Origin of the sequence: Ekhidna sp., from assembly GCF_039960695.1 — a bacterium.
In the GTDB taxonomy this organism is placed as follows: Bacteria; Bacteroidota; Bacteroidia; order Cytophagales; family Cyclobacteriaceae; genus Ekhidna.
Genome location: NZ_JBDVKP010000004.1, coordinates 148,314 through 169,031, shown reverse-complemented (window position 1 = coordinate 169,031; position 20,718 = coordinate 148,314). Strand labels below are relative to the sequence as shown.

Genomic DNA, 20,718 nt, shown 5'->3' with positions numbered 1-20,718 from the left:
TAACCCAATTCTCACATCATGTCCAATTCCTTTTCTCATTTTATGTCCATCAAAAATGCATTGCTTACTCTTTCCTCAGTTGCTCTCTTGGTTTCGTGCAGCAATAAAGACAAGGTAGAAATTTCATACAAGAACTTTGGTGAAGAAGTCAACACGACACAAAACCTTACGATAGAGTTTTCACAAAATATTGCGGATGAAAGTAAACTCAACCTGTGGGATAGTACGCAATACATTCAATTTGAGCCTGAAATTGCCGGCGTCTTCAATTGGGAAACTCCAAATCGACTTACATTCTCACCCTCTGAAAAATTACCTCCTGCTACAACCATAAGCGGTACAGTTACAAAGAAGGTGCTACCTCCAGATGGTTCCTTCGCTTTGGGCGATGATGTCTCATTTTCATTCAAGACCACTCCATTGAGCGTGTCTAAAATTTCATCTTACTGGGCACGACTAAACAAGGAATCAAAGGATACTCCTAAGGTGTTTGTGGAACTGGAGTTCAACTTCCCGGTTCCTGTCTCTGAGCTTAAAAGCCGCCTCGAGCTACAGCTTGGTTCCGAAAATGTAGCAATTCTCATGGACACCAAAGAAGAGTACGCCAGAACAGTCAAATTTTATGTAGATCAGTTTGAACTCAAAGATGTGACCGTACCAGTCAAAGTGACTTTGCAACCGGGAATTAGGCCTTTTGGAGGCAATCAAGCAACGAAAGAAGCTAAACAAATAACAACAAATCTCAATAGTCCCTACAATTTCAAAGTAAACAGTGTCAGCTCAAACTATGATGGTTCAAAAGGCATTCTTACTATAGTAACCTCGCAAGCTCCACAACTTAAAAACTATGAAAAGTTCATTGAAATCAAACCAAAGTTGGCCTACGATGTAGAACGGAAAAACAATGGATTCATCATTACCAGTGAAGCTTTTGAAGTGACTGAAAAGTATGAAGTAACCTTGAAAAAAGGTATTGAGGGAGAGATTGGTGGGCTGCTAAAGAATAACTACCGTGAGGAGTTTTCCTTCGGAAAAGTGCAACCTACCATTAAGTTTGCAAGCAACAAGACTCGTTTCCTAAGCAGGAAAGGGTTCAAAAACATCAAAGTTCAGATTCTAAATATTCCAGAAGTTGAAGTTGTTGTTTCCAAGCTATATGAAAACAATGCAAAGTCATTTCTGGCTAGCAGAGATTACTACTACGACTATAACTCAGACGAATATTATTACGGATATAACTACAACAACACTAACCTCCAGGATGAAGTATGGTCTAAAAAAATCAAGACTGTTGAGCTGACACGCGAAGGCAATTTCAGCCTGCTGAACCTTGATTTTGAAGACAAACTCAGGGACTATAGAGGCATTTATGTAGTGCAAGTTCGATCTACAGAAAATCGATGGTTGAAAGACGCACGTCTGGTTTCTATTTCTGACCTGGGCATCATAGTGAAGAATGGTGAAAACAATGTCCATGTGTTCATCAACTCGCTGGATTCCGGAGAGCCTATTTCCAATGCTTCAGTCGCGCTGATTGGCACCAACAATCAAAAACTCCAAACTGTAAACACCAATCAGCAAGGTGTCGCAGTATTAAACCTTGAACCCAACCTTCCGAATGGATTCAGACCACAAATGGTAACCGCTAGCCTTCAGGACGACTATAACTTGCTGGACTTTGGCTCTACCGCGGTGCAAACTTCCAGATATGATGTTGGTGGCAAGTACCTGACCGACAGAGTCTATGAGGGTTTCATCTTTATGGAAAGGGATCTTTATCGGCCTGGTGAAACAGCAAACTTTGCGGTGATAGTCAGAGATAGAAAGTGGGGCTTACCAGGAGAAATCCCAATCAAAATCAATGTGCGTACGCCGGACGGACGTGAATTCATTAACCAGCAGAAAATTCTAAACAGCCAAGGATCAACAGAGACATCCATTGCCTTACCAAAAGCGAGTCTGACAGGTAATTACTCTATCACAATTAAGACATCAAACGATAAATTTTTAACGAGCCAGACGCTCAAGGTAGAGGAATTCCTACCGGATCGTATCAAAGTTGATTCTGAGCTAGATAAGGAAGAGTACACATCTGCTGATAAAAAGATCAATATAGATGTAAGAGCAGTAAACTTCTTTGGCCCACCAGCTGCCGATAAAAACTATGAACTCCGCATGCAGTGGACGAAGATTGGCTTTTATCCTAAAGGATTTGGTGGCTACAATTTCAACTTTGATAAAACCAACACCCAATTTTATGACATAACCAAGCAAGGAACGACCGATTCTGAAGGCAAAGCCAATATTTCAGTGGACATTCCTACCAGTTTCAAAGACAATGGCATCATCCGCATGACTGCATTCGTAACAGTCTTTGACGAAACAGGCAGACCTGTGGCAGTGATAAATCGATCCAACGTGTATACACAGGACGTGTTTTTTGGATTGAAAAGCGATGACTATTGGGTGAAAACAGGTGATTTGGTAAAGTCCAATCTCATCGCATTGGACAAAGACGGAAACATCCTGGATGGTAAAAAAGCAACTGTAAAAGTGATCAAACACGAGTACAAGACAGTGCTTGCCAAGTCTGGAAGCTATTATCGTTACCGATCTCAGAGCTATGAACGAGTGATCGAAGACAAGGAAATGGTGTTTAACGGTGATAACACCAGTATCTCCTTTATACCCGACCTTTCCGGAAGATATGAAGTTCGCATTTTTCCTCCTGGAGTGAATAACTACGTTTCCAGAAGTTTCTACGCCTATGGGTACGGTTCCACAACCACCAATTCATTTGAAGTAGACAATGAAGGTGAAGTAGATATTGTTTTTGACAAGGAAAAATACAGTCCGGGGGAAACGGCCAAAGTGCTTTTGAAAACGCCGTTTTCAGGAAAAGTATTGGTTACTATAGAAAGTAACAATGTGCTGGATCACTTCTATGTGCAGGCAGACAATCGCTCAGCCCAATTTGACCTACCAATTAAAGACAGCTATTTACCCAATGTTTTCGTCTCAACTACCCTTTTCAAACCTCAAAAAGAATCGGATATCCCTCTCACTGTGGCACATGGATACAGTCCAATCAAAGTAGATAAGGCAGCCAATAAACTCGATATCAAAATTGAAGCGGTAGAAAAATCAAAATCAAATCAGTCTCAAACTATCAAGATTTCTACCACACCTAATGCCATGGTAGGACTAGCTGTGGTTGATGAAGGTATACTTCAAGTATCTAAATATCAAACTCCTGACCCATACAATTTCTTCTACGGGAAACGAGCCTTGGGAGTAAAGTCGTATGATGTTTATCCATACCTATTTCCTGAAATAGCTGGAAATCTGACTGGCGGTGGTGCTGGACTGGCCAGAGAGCTATCTTCCAGAATCAATCCGATGAACAATGATCGGGTGAAGTTAGTTAGCTTCTGGAACGGTGTAAAACAGGCAGACAGTAAAGGAAACCTGGAATACACCATAGATATTCCTCAGTTTTCAGGTGACCTGCGAATCATGGCAGTAGCGTTTAAGGATCAAGCTTTCGGCAATGGACAGGACAATATGACCGTGGCTGATCCTATCGTAATCAGTCCTGGAATTCCCCGTTTCCTTAGCCCAACAGATACATTGATCATGCCCGTAGCTGTTTCAAATACTACTAGTGATCAAATCAAAGCCGATGTAGAAGTCAGTGCCGGTGAATTGCTGAATGTGATTGGAAAAGCCAAATACAAAGAATCGCTGTCGGCTGGTCAGGAAACTGCTTTGACCTACACGCTCTATGCTGACAACAACATCGGAAGTAGTGATATACATGTAAAGGTAGAAGACGGAAGCAGCACCTATTCTCACAAAACTGATATAACCATCCGCCCTAACTCACCGCTCCTTAAGATTACTGGTTCGGGGGTTATTAAAGGCTCGAAAACGGAAGAGGCAGAAATTAAGGATTCGAACTTTATAGAAAGGACAGTAAAACGAAAACTCATTGTGAGTAAATCTCCAATGGTAGAGTTCACCAAAGACCTCTCCTACTTGCTACGTTACCCTTATGGATGTCTTGAGCAAACTACTTCCCAAGGATTTCCACTGCTTTATTATCGAAACATAACCAGTAGTGTGCTTAGTAAAGACGATTTGGAGGTCAAAAATGCCAACTACATTGTGAATGAAGCTATCAAAAGGCTTTATCTGATGCAGTTATATAATGGAGGTTTTACCTATTGGCCCGGGCAAGGACGAGAATCATTTTGGGGTTCAGTATACGCCATTCACTTTTTGGTAGAAGCTCAGCGAGCTGGCTACAATGTAGATGGGAATGTCCTATCCAAAGGACTTGACTATTTAGCCAAGAAAGCCAATGAAAAGAAGGTTATCGATTATTATTATACCTACACACAAAAGCGAGCGATCTATCCACGAGCGAATATCTACTCGCTTTATGTACTTGCTCTAGTAGGCCAGCCACAGGTTTCCACCATGAATTTCTATCTATCGAAAACGGAATATCTCACTTCTGACAGCAAGTATTTGCTGAGTGCAGCATATGTACTTTCTGGTGATCCTTCACGTAGTGGGGAACTCATAGGTGCCCAATTTAAGAGCGAATCTCAAATTCGATCTACCGGTGGAAGCTTCTACTCTCCGATTCGCGACGAAGCACTTGCCCTAACTGCATTGCTAGATGTCGATCCGACCAATTCTGAAATACCCGTAATGGCCAAGAACATATCAGAAGCGCTTAAAAGCCGCAGGTGGTTCAGTACACAAGAGCGAGCTTTTAGCTTGATTGCACTAGGTAGAATTGCCAGGGAAGCTGAAAAAACGTCAATTAACGCTGAAATAGCAGCCAATGGTAAAACAATTGGATCCTACAAAAACACCAAAGAACCACTTGAACTCAGCGGCGAAGATGTGAAAGGCAAAGTGAGCATCAACACATCCGGAGAAGGTACACTCTATTACTTTTGGGAATCTGAAGGTATAAGTAAAGACGGATCGTATGTTCAGGAAGATAAATACATCCGTGTGAGAAGGACCTATTATCACGAAAATGGTGCGATTGCTAACCTTAGCAACATCAAGCAAAACGATCGCTTAATTGTCAAATTAAGCTTATCCAAAACCTTCAATTCCAACATCGAAAATGTGGTGGTTACAGATATGCTACCGGGTTGCTTTGAGGTAGAAAATCCTCGTTTTGGTCAACTGCCTGCATTTAGATGGATCAGAGATGCCAGTAGACCAGATTACTCGGACTTTAGGGATGACCGAGTGCATCTGTTTACTGACCTCAACTATAGTAATACCCGAAACTATTACTACATGGTTCGAGCAGTTTCCAAAGGAACATACAACCTTGGACCTGTAGCTGCAGACGCGATGTATAATAATGAATACCATTCGTACCACGGTGCAGGAAAAGTTGTAGTAAAATAGAGTGTCCATGTGTGATTAATTACCTTTACCTCCATGTCTGCAACACCTCCATGCCCCAATTGTAAATCACCTTATGCTTACCCAGCGGACAGTCTGCTTATGTGTCCGGAGTGCGGACATGAGTGGAATCCCGAGGAAACGACAGAAGATGAATCTGTCATCAAGGACGCTAATGGCAACGTGCTGCAGGATGGAGATTCTGTGGTCGTTATCAAAGACTTACCAGTAAAAGGTGCACCTAAGCCTGTGAAAGCTGGCACTAAAGTGAAAAACATTCGTCTTACTGATGGAGATCATAACATTGATTGCAAAATTGACGGTTTTGGCTCCATGGGATTAAAGTCAGAGTTTGTGAAAAAAGCTTAGTTCAAATCATATCTCAAGATCTTAAGCGTTTTCAATATTATGTACCCTTCTTTCCAAGCCTTCAATCTGATTGGCACCAGTTAATGAATCCTCGTTATTTTAGTAGGTAGTTGAAACCAATCACATAATGATACTTGTTGAGAGTATCTAATTCACAGACCATGTACACCCGACGAACCTACAAAGCCTCCGAACTAGCCATATGGACACGGTTCGATACACTGAGAATCCTGGTTATCATTTGTGCCTGGGTGCTAGCCTACTACTTTTTGGATTTAAGCTGGTTGAGAATTCCGTGGACACCCATTGCATTAATCGGTACCGCAGTAGCCTTTATCGTTGGTTTTCAAAACAATGCCACTTATGACCGAATTTGGGAAGCACGGAAGATTTGGGGTGGAATCGTAAATACCTCCCGCTCCTTTGGAATGTTTGTTCAGGACATGGTGACGAATGAACACGCCAAAGAAAAGCAAACGGAGGATGCACTTTTAAAAGAAGTGAAAACACTCACCTATCGCCACATTGCATGGATGACAGCCCTAAGGCATGCCATGCGAACAAAGAAACAATGGGAGACAACCGCAGATCAGCGAACCAATCAAGAGTGGGGAATCCGTCCTCCCGAGCGAATCATAACATTCGAAGAAGACCTCCAACCCTACCTCAGCAAAGAGGATATGGAAGACATCTTATCCAAAGACAACAAGCACACGGCACTGTTATACCAACAGTCGCATCATTTGAGGAAACTCAAAGAAGAAGGTCTCATCTGGGAGTTTTCTTTTCTTGAGCTTGAAGGAGTTCTCAAAGACCTGTTCGACTTGCAAGGCAAAAGTGAACGCATTAAAAATTTCCCGTATCCACGGCAGTTTGCCACGCTCAATCACTACTTCATGTGGATTCTATTAATGTTTTTGCCCGTTGCGCTGGTGCCGCAGTTTATGGAAATCGGTGTGAGCCTATCAGGTACTTATCCCATGATTGGGAAACTGTTTATATGGTTTGCCATTCCTGTTTACACAGCAGTTGGGTGGGTGTTTCATACCATGGAGCGTATTGGCCGCACCGGAGACAATCCTTTTGAAGGGACATCCAATGATGTACCAATATCTACCATCGCCCGTGGTATAGAAATTGACCTGAGACAAAACCTTGGAGAGAAAAAAGAAGACATTCCTGAGCAGTTTGAAGTGAAGTACAACGTGCAGTTTTAAAAGGTTATTATCAAAGTATGTAGGACTTTAATCAATGGTTCTTACTAGATTAAGTAACTAACCTACAGAACATGAAAGCCTCACCAGTATTTATTCATCTGTTTACTTCAGTTTTCATATTAATTAGTTGCCAAAAGTCTGAGAATCGTTCTTTAGGGGACATTGACCTTCTTCGAGGAGACATTACCTTATGTGGTAGTGGAGAATTTGGTGAAGTTAGTTTTGGACTATCCTGTGAACTTAATGTGAGAGAAACGTTCGATTTGGCAATCGCACTTCTACATTCTTTTGAATACGATCAAGCAGAAAAAGCATTCGTAAAGGTCATTGATACAGATCCAAATTGTGCCATGGCATATTGGGGAGTTGCCATGGCTAATTTCCATTCGTTGTGGTTTCAGTCTGGTAATGATTACCTCATAAAAGGTAATAAAATATTAGATCGTGTTTCCTCGATTCAGAAATCTGAAAGGGAAAGCGACTACATCAATGCCATTAATGGTTTTTACCAGAATTGGGAATCAGAAAGCAGGCAGATACGTATCGCCAGATTCGAAAAAAGAATGAAGAATGTATATCAGAAATATAATCAAGATAAAGAAGCAGCAATCTTTTATGCTCTTGCACTAAGAGCAGCAGCCGACCCTGGTGATAAAAGTTACAAAAATCAAAAAACTTCTGGTGAGATATTGGAATCCATTTATCCAGACCAACCAAATCATCCAGGTATTGCACATTATATCATCCATAACTATGACTACCCTGAACTTGCTGAACTTGCTCTGCCTGCCGCCAGAAGATATGCTGAAATAGCTCCTGCCTCTGCACATGCACAACATATGCCTTCACATATATTTACTCGACTTGGACTTTGGGATGAATCTATTGCATCCAATATAAAGATGATTTCATCAGCTCAATGTTACGCTGAAAGCCTAGATTCAACTGCACGCTGGGATGAAGAACTACATGGAATAGACTACCTGGTATATGCCTACTTGCAAACCGGACAAAATGTAAAAACTCAAGAACAACTATCCCAGCTCAAAACATTCAAACGCATATTCCCTACTAATTTCAAAGTCGCTTATACAATAGCAGCTGTTCCCGCTCGGATTGTTCTGGAAAATAGAAATTGGAAAGAGGCAGCTGATCTTGTCTTACCAGAAATTGAAATTGACTGGCAATTGTACCCCTGGCAAAGATCTATTCTTCACTTTACAAGGGCAATGGGTTCCGTCCGTTTAGGAAATATTGCTGCGACTGAAGAAGAGTTAGAAATTCTGAAACTTAATCGACTCGAGTTGCTTGAAAAAAATGATGACTACAAGGCAAACCAGGTAAATATCCAAATTAAAACTATACAGGCATGGATTGCATTTGAACTCGGAGAAGAAAGTAAAGCACTTACCTTAATGTCAAGTGCTGCTGAAATGGAATATAACACTGCTAAGCACGCAGTAACCCCTGGAGAAGTGCTACCCGCAGGAGAGCTCTATGGAGATATGCTTTTATCTCTAAATAGAGCTGATGAGGCACTGAAAGTATACCAATATGATTTATCTCAGCACCCCAATCGATTCAATGGGATTTATGGAGCTGCTAAAGCAGCGGTGGCTTTAGGTGAGCCTGAAATAGCCTCAAAGTATTTTTTTCAACTTGTGGAATTAGCTAAAGCCACTAATGAAGGAAGAAAGGAAGTTAGGGAAGCCAAAGAATACTTACAAACAGATAGCTATCCCAATTGATAAGTTATAAGTAGACCCGTTTGGGGTTAAGTCTCATTATAAAATACCTCGCGCTAGGTATTGATAGCTATATCTCCTTCAGTTAACTTCATTATTCCTAACTGTTAATTGGCAGATAAATAACGTACCAGATGTCTATTCTTCATGACAAACATGGCATTAATTTAGAACTACAACCTACATAATTATGAAAACCAAAATGATCTTTTGCGCTTTGGGATTGATTGCTCTATTGTTAACCACAAATAAAGCAATTGGACAAGAGGCCTGTTCCAATCAGCATTGCGCTACAAAGGCAGCAATCGTCAATATGATATGCAGGCAACTTGGGAGTCAAGGAAAACCAGTTTTCATGGAAAATAATGGTACCTATTGTTGGTGCAAGTGCAGCTGCTTAGCTTCAAATACTCCCGTTGAAACTTCCAATAACGTCTGGAAACCAATTGGTGATGTGAAAGTGGGAGAAACCGTACTTGCGCTGGGTAAAGATGGTGCATGGAAACGATCTAAAGTGGTTTACAGTGATGGCACATCTATGCCACAACAACCCATACCTTATACCATTTACATTACCACAGAAAATGATATTACACTAATTGTAACGCCCGAACATCTATTCCTCATGCCGGACGGTGAATTTAAGCGTGCCGATCGTTTGACGCGCAGCGATAGATTGCTTGACAAAAATCAACGAGAACTAAAAATTACCACCTTGGCTAGTGGTAGTTACTTAGGGCCATTGCACCAGATCGCAGCCACCGAATGGAAAGAAACTAGCTTAGTAAAAGATGGACACCTCATCAATACTTCTGGTGTGATATCTGGAGATTACTTTGCAGAGTTGCTTTTACAGCCCAAATCATCCAAAGATTTGCCACAAATAGGCACTGAAGAATATTATTCAGTAAACAAACTCACCGAAGATTTAGGCATCCGTGGGCTGAAGGATACAATTCACCTCACAGAAAAATTCAAATTCATTCCAAGCAAAAGACTCGTTATCCCCGAAGACGCAGTTTACTTCATTCCTCCAGGGCTAGATACATTAAAGGAAAACACCATAAAATCACTTAATGATCCAGTTCCGTTCGAAATGGCATTATACCTTAAAGACCATTTCAATACCTATTATCCTGATATGGTCATACAAATCGATTGGAATAATCCACTTGCAAACGCAATTGCTTACAAACGAGGAGGGCGTCAATATGTAGCACTTTTTGGTGGGTTATTCAGGAATCCATACATGAAAATAGAAGGAGTAAGTCTTGCCCTGGCTCATGAAATTGGCCATCATCTGGGTGACGAACCTAGGATGTCAAATCATCCATGGGCATCATGTGAAGGACAGGCAGATTATTGGGGTGCTTTGGTAGGTATGCGAAAAGTTTGGTTTGGACACTCCGCCATTGAAAATATTGAAAAGGGATCAATTCAGTTCTACAATTTGATGGCATATGGGCTGAAAAAAAATCTTTTTGAATTGGATATGGTTGCACTGAATAAAGAAGGTATAAATGCTGGGTGTACACACCCCCCAGCAACATGTCGCCTTGAAACATACCGAGCTGCAATGAAAGCAGATCCTAAACCTGCATGTGCTGATTAATAAGAATTAGCTAGCTATTAATCCTAATAGAGAAGAGCTTCAGAGCTCTTCTTTTTTTATGTCACTTCCCAATCTTAGGCTCATGGCGATGATTCACTCAAATCAAAAATGCCAATTATTCATCAATAAGGTTAGAATACCCCTTGATAGGTATTGATCTGACTAACTGGCTCCGTTAGTTTTAATCAACCAAATTATTAGTCTAATTATAAACTCACTATCATGAAAATTTTACTACTATCTGTATGTGTTACACTTGTTAGTTTCTCTGCTACCTCCCAGAAATTTGTACCTACCAAAGACACCGAACAAGGCCTGGCGGAACTTAAAGAAATCTTAGATCAAGGGCAGGTTTTAAGAGCAGTTCTGGGCGTAGCATCATTTCAAATGCTGTTTTCATCATCACCTGATCCGGGCAAGCTGTACTCGGTGGCCACTACGGACTGGGAAGAAGTCGGCAAAATGCTACAAAGAGCGGGCAGCCTAGATAAAATCGCTGCACGTAAACTATGTGATCAATACATCATGGTCCATGAAGGCATCGTCAACAACCAAGCAGGCGTCAAAAGAAGAGATTATCAGAATGTCAAGTTCTGGAAAAACATGAGAACCAAATTCCAATAGTCATGAAATATCTAATACTAATACTCACCATTCTTATTGCTTGCAATCTCACCTACGCCCAGAAGAAAGGACGTTATGTAAGTGATATGGGAATATCGTGTCAAATTTCGAAAGTAGATCAAGATAATCTACTCGTAGAAGCGGGCGGCAGTAGCGATGTGTATGAAAGAGAATCGGGAAAGGTTTTTAAGTGCACCACACCTAAATATGCCAACTACCGAATGAGGGTGGACTCTGAAACGAAAGTGTATGCATATCAGGTAGGAAGGTCCGGCACTTTTTATACCTATCGCGATGATCAAGCCATAGCCAATGCCATGATGGATTGCGAGCTGTCAGATAAATATTTAGAAAAAATGGGCACAGAGCCAGGTAATGCACAGGTATGGGCATTCTGCGGACAAGCTGGTGCCATCATTTGTGCTACAGAACCAGGGTCTGGCAGAGATGAGCAAATAGGAACCATCGCTAAGACACTGAAGTACTTGTATACCTCAGGCCAAACACCCTGCGCTGATGCCATCTCCCAGAGGATCTGGGGCGGCCAGTGATACATCTAATCACCACATAGAAAAGAGGAGCCTTTTACAACTCCTCTTTTTCTATTTTATCTCCAATTACTTGATAGAGCGACTCGTTTGTAACAACACTTCATTATCCCTTAATCCATGAAAAAAAACAAGTCTAATAATACTTCCACAACTTATGTCCTGTGAGTTCATAAATGAACTGAAACTTCAAGCTTTCTATCTCCATACTTTCACTAGTATAGCTTGTGACTGAGTGTCCGCCATTAGTTACTTCCAAAACATTAAAAGAATTAGTGGAATATTCATCCAATAAAGCCTTAAATCTAAATGAGTTGGAAGCTGGTACACGAGAATCATTAATTCCGGTAAGGATAAGGAAAGAAGGATATTTTACACCTTTTTTTAATTGATGGATCGGTGATAGCTTGTATATATGTTCAAAATCCAATGAATCCTTCGGGTTTCCATACTCTATTAGGTTTTCGTGAAGTGTTCGTACATCAAAGTTATTATCACGGATAAGATCGAAAACTCCCGCATAGGTAAATACTCCTCGAAATAAGTCAGGCCGTTGAATGGCTGCAGCTGCAGCAAGAAAACCACCATGAGAATGCCCTTCTATAAAAAGCTTTTCTTTCTCTGTATATCCACTTTTAATTAAAAAATCAGCTGCACTTATCACATCTGAAATACCATTGTACTTATTTCGTCCTTTACCTGCTAATTCTCCACTTGTGCCCATAGCACCTCCTCCTCGAACGCTGGGATATACTAGAACTCCACCGTTCAGCAAGAAAAATCGATTTTCGCGTGAATAGTAAGGCTTATTTATCAATCCATAACCACCATAAACATGCATTAATGCAGGTCTTGGTCCACCAACAATGGATCGGTCATCTGAGTTGTAGTAAACAATTTGCATGGGAAGCTTGTCACCCGCAGAATTTGTATAATGAAGAATTTCAACTTCATACTTCCCTCTTGCATAGGGTAGCTCAGAAATTAGTTTAGACTTCATTGCCGTAAGATCGATCTCGTAATATTGAGGAGGAATGTAGTGAGTGTTATAGGAAAAATATCCTGTCAATGCATCAATTCCATAAGAAAATTCAATACTGGCACCTTTTGGCACAGAAATCAATCTTCTTTTTTCATCCTTTTTTAACATACCAGAATATTGACCATTATATAAATAGGTAATTCCGAATGTACCAGAACCAAGATATGTTGCGTCGATCATGACCTCCTTATATTCAGGATGTATAATTTCATAATTATTTAACTCAGTCAAGCTACATTTAATCAAGCAGTAGTTACCAGCATTTAAGTTTGTCCTGAAGTATATGAAATCCTCATCCTCACTTACCGGTCTAAAGTCTACTTCATAGTCAGATTCATAAATCAGGAAGGGCTTTGGAATGATGAGGTCCTTCCAGACTTCCATCATACTTATGGCATATTTCCATTTTCCATCAACCTTAAATGGGTATTGGATGAATATATGTGAGGGCGATCTTTCATGTTGAAAAACATTGAACAATCTGGTTCCGCTACGATCACCATTTCTGAATACAATCTTATCTTCTGATTGCGATGTATTGAATTTATGATAACTGATCTTCTGATCAATCCGCTCACCGCTTATTACGTCATCGGGTTCATCATAATGAACATATAAAAAACCACCATCTCGAAAAATAAGCCAAGGTCTGATGATGCCTTTTAGGACAGTCAACATACCTTTTTTTTCTATATCTATTATCGCAAACTCTATCCAATCATTTCCAGAATGTGAAAGCGCAACAATCAGAAAGCTGCCTTCAGGTGTAACCCAATATCTTTCGATAAATGGAATATCATTCTCATCATTTTGATAGTCCTTGCCGTTGAAAATAGTGACGAAAATTCCTTCTTTCCCTAATCGATATTTTAAGGTCGGAGGTTTATTATCAAATCGCTCGAATTTAAACTGCAATTGTCCAAAATTGGTAACCTTATCACTCGGGGCGGCCTGCAGATGTCTTTTAACTTTTCCCTTCGCACCCTTGCCTAAAAGTTCGATCGTCTTATTCTCCTGCTCGGTTAACCAAGCTCGAGTTTTTTGCGAGTTAAGGTCTTCTAACCATAAGAATGGTTCATTTATTTCAATACCAAAACGCATGGTTTTTTTCACCAATGAAGAGTCTGCATTCTGACCGGCTAAATTTATTGCTATAAATAGGAATGGTAGATAGATTATTTTCTTCATATTAGGTTCAATCTTTACCTAGATCAATAATAATACAACTCAATTAATATTGTATGCTCAATCCCTTGAAATAAACATTCTGGGAGGTTCCGGGAGCATCAGTTGGTTCAAGAAACTGACCTTTTTAAGAAGATTAGAAGAAAACACTGGACACTTTACTCTCATTACTTTCTGAGAAAATCTTGACGTTAACAGAAATTTTGCAGGCGATAATTTTGAGCAAGCAAAGTATTATCCTGAGACAAGGAATACCTCCTCGAATTTGAAGAAAAAGTAATTCATTACGAAGTGTTTGCAGATTAACTACGCCATTCAAACCCAAATTTAAATTCCACTTCTAAGTATAGTTTGTAACTGCACTTCTCTATCTCGATGCTAAACAAGCCTCTCAGTGGTTCACTCATTTAAATTCCAAAGGCCATATTTAAATCTTCACATTGCTCCAGATCAACCTCCCGCTCATCAATAAAATCACGACTTACTTCGCATCGGGTACCTGAACAGCTACCGGTATTTAAATAGATATTAACTGAATGGATACCTGCCGGTAACGTCACCAAACCAACTTCTCCAGGACCGATGTTCAGATCTCCAGAAGAGTTCGAGCTTCTTGCGTCTCTATTAATAAATACTGCTAAAGAATTATGACTGTTTGGGCTCTCTGGGTAATTGTTTGTGACAATGAGTGATCCCGTATTTCTTTCCTCACACAAGGGGGTTGGCTCATCTTCGCCGCAAGACAATAAAGCAGATGCTATGATAGCTATTCCAAGGATTGATTTCATGCTATTTTTCATTGTTATACTGTTTGTATGAAACATCACTACAAGATTATCTCATGACGTTCTATTTCGGTAGCATAGATGTTGTAACGAATATCACATATGTTGCAACCTGCCCTTTTCGCTGGTTAACAATAATCTATGAGACATTTTTCACTGCTGTTCCAGGGCTGATTCCATATTGATCTTTGTAGCATTTGATGAAATAGCTTGGGCTGCTGAACCCTACAGCATACGCTATCTCTGCAACCGAGGCGGCATCTGATTCCAGCATTTGCTTCGCCCTCCTTAGTCGAATATTGCGAATGAAGCTACTGGGACTCTCTCCTGTCATGGCTTTCATTTTCCTGAACAATTGCGTCCGATCCATCGCCAGTAGATCACTTAGATCTTCTACAGTAAAAGCATCATTCATCATGTTGGATTCCACTGCCTCTATGGCCCGCTTTAGAAATACTTCTTGCTGAGAGGTGATCTCTATTTCTGATGCTTCTAGCTTCATGGTCTGACTGTAATACTTGCGAAGCTGCTCCTTAGTGGCCAACAAGTTGCGAATGATGAGGCGAAGTTCATCAGGGTTAAAGGGCTTAGCTATATAAGCATCGGCATTCGCTTCCAGTCCCTCGATCTTGCTTGGCTGCGAAGATTTACCCGTCAGGATTACTATAGGGATGTGGTCCGTTGCCTGGCTGCTCTTTAGCTCCTTACATACTTGCAAGCCGTCCTTTTTAGGCATCATCACATCTGTGATTATGATGTCCGGAATGTGAGTCTCAGCTTTATGCACGCCCTCTACTCCATCTGCGGCTTCCAGCACCTGAAGGTCTTCCGGCAAGCACGATTTTATGAATGAGCGTAGCTCTTCATTGTCCTCGATGAGCAGTAAAGTCAGTTCATTTCCAATGGCGTCAGTCTCAACGCTCGCCGACTCCTGATCATTCACTTGTACTGGCTCTATTTCTTCAACTGGTATTGTGACTATAACTTCCGTGCCTATCCCTTCCTGGCTGGAAAGGGTAATCACACCACCCAGAAGTTGCGTAAGCTCTTTGGTCAGGGCCAAACCAATGCCAGTCGATGTTTGGTCAGTGGTGTAGTGAGAATTGGCGCTATGATAAAACCGATCAAATACTTCATGTTGATGCTGCTCAGGAATTCCGATCCCTGTATCTCTGACTGTTATTTTCATCTCAGTATTTACTGCAACAGACACCTCGATGGAACCACCTTCTGGAGTGTATTTGCACGCATTAGAAATAAGGTTGATAAGAATCTTTTCAAGCTTATTGGCATCTGATGAAATCCATAGCTCCTGTTTGGATGGCTCATAGAGGAGTTGCTGATGCCGAGAGATCGCAAAAGACTTAAACTGGGCTACAATGATCTGAATAAATCCATTGATTTCAATGGGAGATTTTTCTACCTGCGACTGACCGGATTCTATTTTTGACAAGTCCAGTATTTCATTGATCAGTCTGAGGAGCCGATTGGCATTCTGTGTAATGCCGGCTATGAGTTTCTTAGCTGCACTGTCTTTGGTATTTTTCATCAACTCGGTGGCTGGCCCAATGATTAGCGTGAGTGGCGTTTTAAATTCGTGAGAGATGTTGGCAAAGAATCGAGTCTTCGTTTGGTGTATCTCTAGTAGCGCCTTACGTTCCATTTCTATCTTTCTGCTTCTATAGCTTAATGCCAATGCATAGATGAGTACTTGTACCAGACATGCCAGCTGAAAACCAAATAGTGCCCAATCGATATTAAATAAGCCTGTAGACGGACCAAAAGTGAGGATAAGGGAACGCACCACAAGAACTATCACAAATAGAACCATAGAAAATCCTCCCCATCCAATGTATCTGACCAACACGTCTTTACTAAAGATGTATGCAATAACGGTATATAGAAACACGCCGGTACCTAATATACCTACAGGGGCAAACAACATACTCATATATGTTGCACCCATGAATTTCCAGGATGGATGAAAGATCAATAATGCTGAAGAAACAAAACAGAGAACGATGCTCAAATAGACGACCAACTGATACGCACGTTTAATCTTAGGCCGCCAACCATCCCGGTGCAACAGAAACCAACAAAACAATGGATAAAAAATAGGGATTGAATAACTTGTGATATTGATTTTAAGCAGGCTTAGTGGTAATTCTGATCCATATACGACGCGATCCAAACTCATCATGGAAAAGAAATAGCTGCCCATTCCAATGACATATAGGCTATAGAAAAGATACGTGGGATCCCGATTTCCAAAATAAATCAGCAGATTAAATGCAGCCAGCAAGGCCATCATGCCCACAAACAACAATTGCAAAGCATACCCATGCTTCACAGCATTGTAATTTTCCCCGTAGTAGCTTACCGAAAGAAGCTGCAAAGTGTCTTCGTAACCCACCAAAGTGGTTGAACCTACCCACATGGCATACATTTGGGTTTGATTGACTTCCAAATCCAGGAAGATTGCAGCCTGATCAAAGAATGGTATTTCTTGTTTCATAGAAGAAATAGAGGATATTGGAGGGCAAATCCCTGTTGTATGTATTTTGAAGGCTCCAGCGGAATCAACTTCGATGAGTTTGATGATGTCAGCAGCGTAACGCAAGCTCACTCGCTGCTTGCTGTCTGTTTCATTGCGTATGGAGAAAATCAACCAATATGGCTTGATGGCAAACTCGTCTACCAGGTTGAGTCCAGCAATGCTTGAAAGGCTGTCTAGCCGATACTCCTTGATTCTACTTGAATCGGATCCCGCAATCTTCAACGTAAAGGCACTATCAACTTTTACTGCTTCAGCTCCATCGTAAAGAATGGGGTGAGGGAGCGATTGAGCAAACGAGTGAATGTTACTGGCAAGCATCACTAAGATGCATGTGGCAATTCGAAATGGTGGTAAGCGTATGAGTTCTAGCAACAAGGTTGAATTTAGCCGAAGATAATAATTATTGGAATTTGAATACTCACCACTCATCCCAATTAATCTTTCCCAGTTCCTTTTAAAACATCTCCGTTCCCATCTTGATCGTCACCTCCGAATCATCACAAATGATTTTTTGCAGACCTTTGCAGCGAGACATTTCATACTTGTAGAAGTAATTCAACGTATGAAGTTTGCTTTGCTTAAAGGCTTCGTCCTGATCTAAGGCTGCAAGTCCAATTTTGAGCCATTGCCAGCCAATCACAACCGTTCCAAACAGATCCATGAAGATCGTCGCATCTGCAAGGTAGCGTTCGTGGTTGCCCTTCATCGCATACGGCATCAAGTGAGCAAGGCATGTCTCTATCAACTTTGCTTCCTCCCCTAATATCAAGGCATAAGGCTTCAGCTCGTCATTATCCATAGCGGCCATAATGGTATCTTCCATTTCTTTTGCTAATAGCTTAAGTGCAGCTCCTTCCATCATGGTGACTTTACGCCCCAGCAAATCCAACGACTGAATACCAGTGGTACCTTCATAGATGGAGATGATGCGAATGTCACGCAAGTATTGCTGCAAGATGAAGTCCATCATGTAACCATAGCCTCCCAGCACTTGCAGCCCGGTATCTACTGCATCCTTCCCGGCTTCCGAAGGATAAGTCTTTGCAATAGGGTTCAGGATCTCGCACAGCAAATGATACGTATTCTTCTCCTCTCCTTCTGTGGTAACTGACTTATCTACGTAGTATGAACACTGCAGGATTAAACTAAGGCAACCTTCAACTATGGCTTTCTGATGGAGCAACATCCGCTTTACATCCGGATGATTGATGATTAAGGTTTGCTCCTCTCCCGGATCTTTCTTTCCAGTACTCTGCAATTTTCGACCTTGAGGACGTTCTTTGGCATATTGCAAAGAGGCGTAATAGGCAGCTGAAGCAATGCCAGTACCCATTCTTCCCGTAGCAATGCGTGCTTCATTCATCATCTGGAACATGTAGCTCAAGCCTTTGTTCTCCTGCCCTACGAGGTAGCCAATGCTTTCCCCACTCTCCCCAAATGCCAGGTGGTTTGTACAATAGCCTCGTTGGCCAAGTTTCTCAAACTCTCCTACCACATCCACATGATTGAAGTCTCCAATGGAGCCATCATCATTCACAAAGTATTGCGGCACTACAAATAATGAGATGCCCTTTGTCCCTGCCGGTGCTCCTTCTAAACGAGCGAGTACCAGGTGAACAAAATTGTCTGAAAACTGGTGATCACTTGCAGATATAAAGATCTTTTGCCCTTTGATTGCATAGGTACCATCACCTTTGGGTTTTGCGGATGCAGTGATATCTGAAAGTGAGCTGCCTGCTTGTGGCTCTGTCAAACACATGGTGCCTGTCCACCGCATCTCTAGCATATTAGGTACGTATTTCTGCTTAAGTTCTTCGGATCCAAACGTCAGGATCAGGTTGGCAGAACCGGCAGTCAATCCCAGGTATCCGGTCACATGGTTGTTGGCAGCCTCCATAATAAAATAGATGGCATTAAATACCAGCATGGGCAATTGCAGTCCATTGTCTTTCTCATCCATAAATGCCCCAATCAGCCCCATTTCTCCTGCTTTCTTCAGGATTGGACCAAACTGCTCAGGTATCGTCACATGTCCATCGTTGAAAACACAAGGGTTTTCATCCATTATCTTAATAGCAGGAAACAATGAGGTATCGCTAAAATCTTTAACTGCATCTAGCAGCAGGTCTATGGATTGACGATCATATGCAGCATATCGATCGGCTTGCAGTAGTTCTTCAAGGTGGTGTACGTCCGCAAGTAGAAAGGACAGCGTTTTAGGATCGTAGTATTGCATATAGGCTTAGGCTCATTGGGTGGATTAGGTTTAAATCTACAAGATAATTGAATTTACGAATCAATATAATTGACCTCCTCACTCTCTGTAAGGTGAAAAATACTAAAATGATAGGGTGTGATTTCTTCCAAGCAACCATTTGTATCGTATTTTCATCTTACCACTGCACCTACACTATGAAGAGATGAATCGCAACAAAATAGCAAGACTTATAGGAATCTTATTTATCATTCAAATGGCAGCAGCTGTATCCAGCTACAGCATAATACTTGAGCCCATATTGTACTCATCCGATTATTTAAATGCGCTTTCCTCTAATGCAAATATGGTCAGATTGGCAATGCTGTTGGATTTGTTGTGTGGTGCTGCTGTCTTTGGGATCGCAATTCTATTTTACCCTATCCTCAAACAAACCAGTGAACGTATCGCACTATGGTATGTCGGACAGCGATTGACCGAACTTGTAGGGTTCATGATAAGTGGCCTATTGCTTCTCACGGTGCTAAAAATAAGCTTGCAAATGGGAGATGTCACTGAAACACAGGCTACACAACTCGAAACAACCGCGTACTACTTGAGAAATGCCAGAGGAAATGTCCAAAATATTGCACTCTTAGTCTATTGCCTCGGAGCATGGTCGCTTTATGGATTACTATTTTACATTCGCCTCATTCCACGTTTTATATCAATATGGGGTCTCATTGCTGTCACACTCCTTTTCATTGAGATATTAGCCAATGTATACGACACCACTGCCGGAGGAATGATGATTATGATGCCGCTAGGTCTCAATGAGATCTTCCTAGGAATCTGGCTAATAGTGAAAGGGTTTAACAGAGAAGTTTAAATTGGATTTTTGATTCAGCAAATCATCCATCAATGTTCCTCACCTAAAGCAAATGTGAAGAACGTCCCGATGATAAAGATTCCTTCTGGCTCAAACCCGCTACTGTAGATGTATTCTACGTACGGCGCCAGCCTTCCATAATTTCCATGCAGTCCTCCCCCTGTTAGCGCTCGAAAGCCAGACTCATGCTCCAGGTTTTTCCAGCCAGCACCTACCAGGGGATAAACACCCCAATGTTCACTTACTTCTAAGATGAAATGCCCATTCAGAGTCAGTTCCATTCCTTCTGAAACCGAATGACCTGATTTGGGAAATAAGTTACTTTCCAAGCCAAAACACATTTTGTGACTGGGGAAATAGTGAAATCTTAAATTGACACCTGTGTGCTCACCCATAACTACACTGGCACCAGGGGCAACTCCGCTTTCCTTCATTTGAGCGGATAAAAGGAACGGCAAGAAGATTGCACAAAAAAGTAGGTACTTCATCTGAAAGCGGTTAGCCAGAAAGTT

13 protein-coding genes are annotated in these 20,718 nt (G+C 41.3%); 8 read left to right on the top strand and 5 right to left on the bottom strand.

Annotated features, from left to right (window positions below; genetic code table 11):
• Positions 1-18 precede the first annotated feature (18 nt).
• The 7 genes from ABJG98_RS01490 (at position 19) to ABJG98_RS01460 (ending at position 11,557) form a co-directional block, all read left to right on the top strand.
• Positions 19-5,442 carry an MG2 domain-containing protein gene (locus ABJG98_RS01490; protein WP_348277683.1) on the top strand — a complete coding sequence of 1,808 codons (5,424 nt, stop codon included), beginning with the start codon at positions 19-21 and terminating at the stop codon, positions 5,440-5,442.
• Positions 5,443-5,475: 33 nt separating this feature from the next.
• Positions 5,476-5,808, top strand: a complete 333-nt coding sequence (locus tag ABJG98_RS01485; protein ID WP_348277682.1) for a zinc ribbon domain-containing protein YjdM — start codon at positions 5,476-5,478, stop codon at positions 5,806-5,808.
• 161 nt (positions 5,809-5,969) lie between these two features.
• On the top strand, positions 5,970-7,025 hold the full coding sequence (locus tag ABJG98_RS01480; RefSeq protein ID WP_348277681.1) for a bestrophin family ion channel: 1,056 nt from the start codon (positions 5,970-5,972) through the stop codon (positions 7,023-7,025).
• Between the two features lie 71 nt (positions 7,026-7,096).
• Entirely contained in the window at positions 7,097-8,773 is a 1,677-nt protein-coding gene (locus tag ABJG98_RS01475) for a hypothetical protein (RefSeq protein ID WP_348277680.1), read from the top strand.
• Between the two features lie 187 nt (positions 8,774-8,960).
• Positions 8,961-10,382: a hypothetical protein gene (locus ABJG98_RS01470; RefSeq protein ID WP_348277679.1), complete on the top strand. Its 1,422-nt coding sequence runs from the start codon at positions 8,961-8,963 to the stop codon at positions 10,380-10,382.
• Positions 10,383-10,604: 222 nt separating this feature from the next.
• Positions 10,605-11,006, top strand: coding sequence for a hypothetical protein (locus ABJG98_RS01465; protein ID WP_348277678.1), 402 nt, complete (start codon positions 10,605-10,607; stop codon positions 11,004-11,006).
• 2 nt (positions 11,007-11,008) lie between these two features.
• The gene (locus ABJG98_RS01460) at positions 11,009-11,557 is read left to right on the top strand and encodes a hypothetical protein (RefSeq protein ID WP_348277677.1); all 549 of its coding nucleotides are present in this window, start codon (positions 11,009-11,011) and stop codon (positions 11,555-11,557) included.
• A 133-nt stretch (positions 11,558-11,690) separates the two neighbouring features.
• On the opposite strand, the gene ABJG98_RS01455 is transcribed toward ABJG98_RS01460, so the two are convergent.
• From ABJG98_RS01455 to ABJG98_RS01440, 4 genes are all read right to left on the bottom strand, one after another.
• Positions 11,691-13,784: a prolyl oligopeptidase family serine peptidase gene (locus ABJG98_RS01455; protein WP_348277676.1), complete on the bottom strand. Its 2,094-nt coding sequence runs from the start codon at positions 13,782-13,784 to the stop codon at positions 11,691-11,693.
• Positions 13,785-14,188: 404 nt separating this feature from the next.
• A complete protein-coding gene (locus ABJG98_RS01450) occupies positions 14,189-14,581 on the bottom strand; it encodes a hypothetical protein (protein ID WP_348277675.1) in 393 nt (130 codons plus the stop codon).
• A gap of 124 nt (positions 14,582-14,705) precedes the next feature.
• Positions 14,706-17,495: an ATP-binding protein gene (locus ABJG98_RS01445; protein ID WP_348277674.1), complete on the bottom strand. Its 2,790-nt coding sequence runs from the start codon at positions 17,493-17,495 to the stop codon at positions 14,706-14,708.
• Between the two features lie 82 nt (positions 17,496-17,577).
• Positions 17,578-19,359, bottom strand: a complete 1,782-nt coding sequence (locus ABJG98_RS01440) for an acyl-CoA dehydrogenase (protein ID WP_348277673.1) — start codon at positions 19,357-19,359, stop codon at positions 17,578-17,580.
• A gap of 184 nt (positions 19,360-19,543) precedes the next feature.
• Between ABJG98_RS01440 and ABJG98_RS01435 the strand changes: the two genes are divergently transcribed.
• Entirely contained in the window at positions 19,544-20,206 is a 663-nt protein-coding gene (locus ABJG98_RS01435) for a DUF4386 domain-containing protein (RefSeq protein ID WP_348277672.1), read from the top strand.
• Positions 20,207-20,235: 29 nt separating this feature from the next.
• On the opposite strand, the gene ABJG98_RS01430 is transcribed toward ABJG98_RS01435, so the two are convergent.
• The gene (locus ABJG98_RS01430; RefSeq protein ID WP_348277671.1) at positions 20,236-20,694 is read right to left on the bottom strand and encodes a hypothetical protein; all 459 of its coding nucleotides are present in this window, start codon (positions 20,692-20,694) and stop codon (positions 20,236-20,238) included.
• Between the last annotated feature and the right edge of the window lie 24 nt (positions 20,695-20,718).

Excerpts from the sequence above, each read along its gene's own strand:
- ABJG98_RS01490 (WP_348277683.1), top strand. The coding sequence starts at position 19 with ATGTCCAATTCCTTTTCTCATTTTATGTCCATCAAAAATGCATTGCTT.
- ABJG98_RS01485 (WP_348277682.1), top strand. The coding sequence starts at position 5,476 with ATGTCTGCAACACCTCCATGCCCCAATTGTAAATCACCTTATGCTTAC.
- ABJG98_RS01480 (WP_348277681.1), top strand. The coding sequence starts at position 5,970 with ATGTACACCCGACGAACCTACAAAGCCTCCGAACTAGCCATATGGACA.
- ABJG98_RS01475 (WP_348277680.1), top strand. The coding sequence starts at position 7,097 with ATGAAAGCCTCACCAGTATTTATTCATCTGTTTACTTCAGTTTTCATA.
- ABJG98_RS01470 (WP_348277679.1), top strand. The coding sequence starts at position 8,961 with ATGAAAACCAAAATGATCTTTTGCGCTTTGGGATTGATTGCTCTATTG.
- ABJG98_RS01465 (WP_348277678.1), top strand. The coding sequence starts at position 10,605 with ATGAAAATTTTACTACTATCTGTATGTGTTACACTTGTTAGTTTCTCT.
- ABJG98_RS01460 (WP_348277677.1), top strand. The coding sequence starts at position 11,009 with ATGAAATATCTAATACTAATACTCACCATTCTTATTGCTTGCAATCTC.
- ABJG98_RS01455 (WP_348277676.1), bottom strand. The coding sequence starts at position 13,784 with ATGAAGAAAATAATCTATCTACCATTCCTATTTATAGCAATAAATTTA.
- ABJG98_RS01450 (WP_348277675.1), bottom strand. The coding sequence starts at position 14,581 with ATGAAAAATAGCATGAAATCAATCCTTGGAATAGCTATCATAGCATCT.
- ABJG98_RS01440 (WP_348277673.1), bottom strand. The coding sequence starts at position 19,359 with ATGCAATACTACGATCCTAAAACGCTGTCCTTTCTACTTGCGGACGTA.
- ABJG98_RS01435 (WP_348277672.1), top strand. The coding sequence starts at position 19,544 with ATGAATCGCAACAAAATAGCAAGACTTATAGGAATCTTATTTATCATT.
- ABJG98_RS01430 (WP_348277671.1), bottom strand. The coding sequence starts at position 20,694 with ATGAAGTACCTACTTTTTTGTGCAATCTTCTTGCCGTTCCTTTTATCC.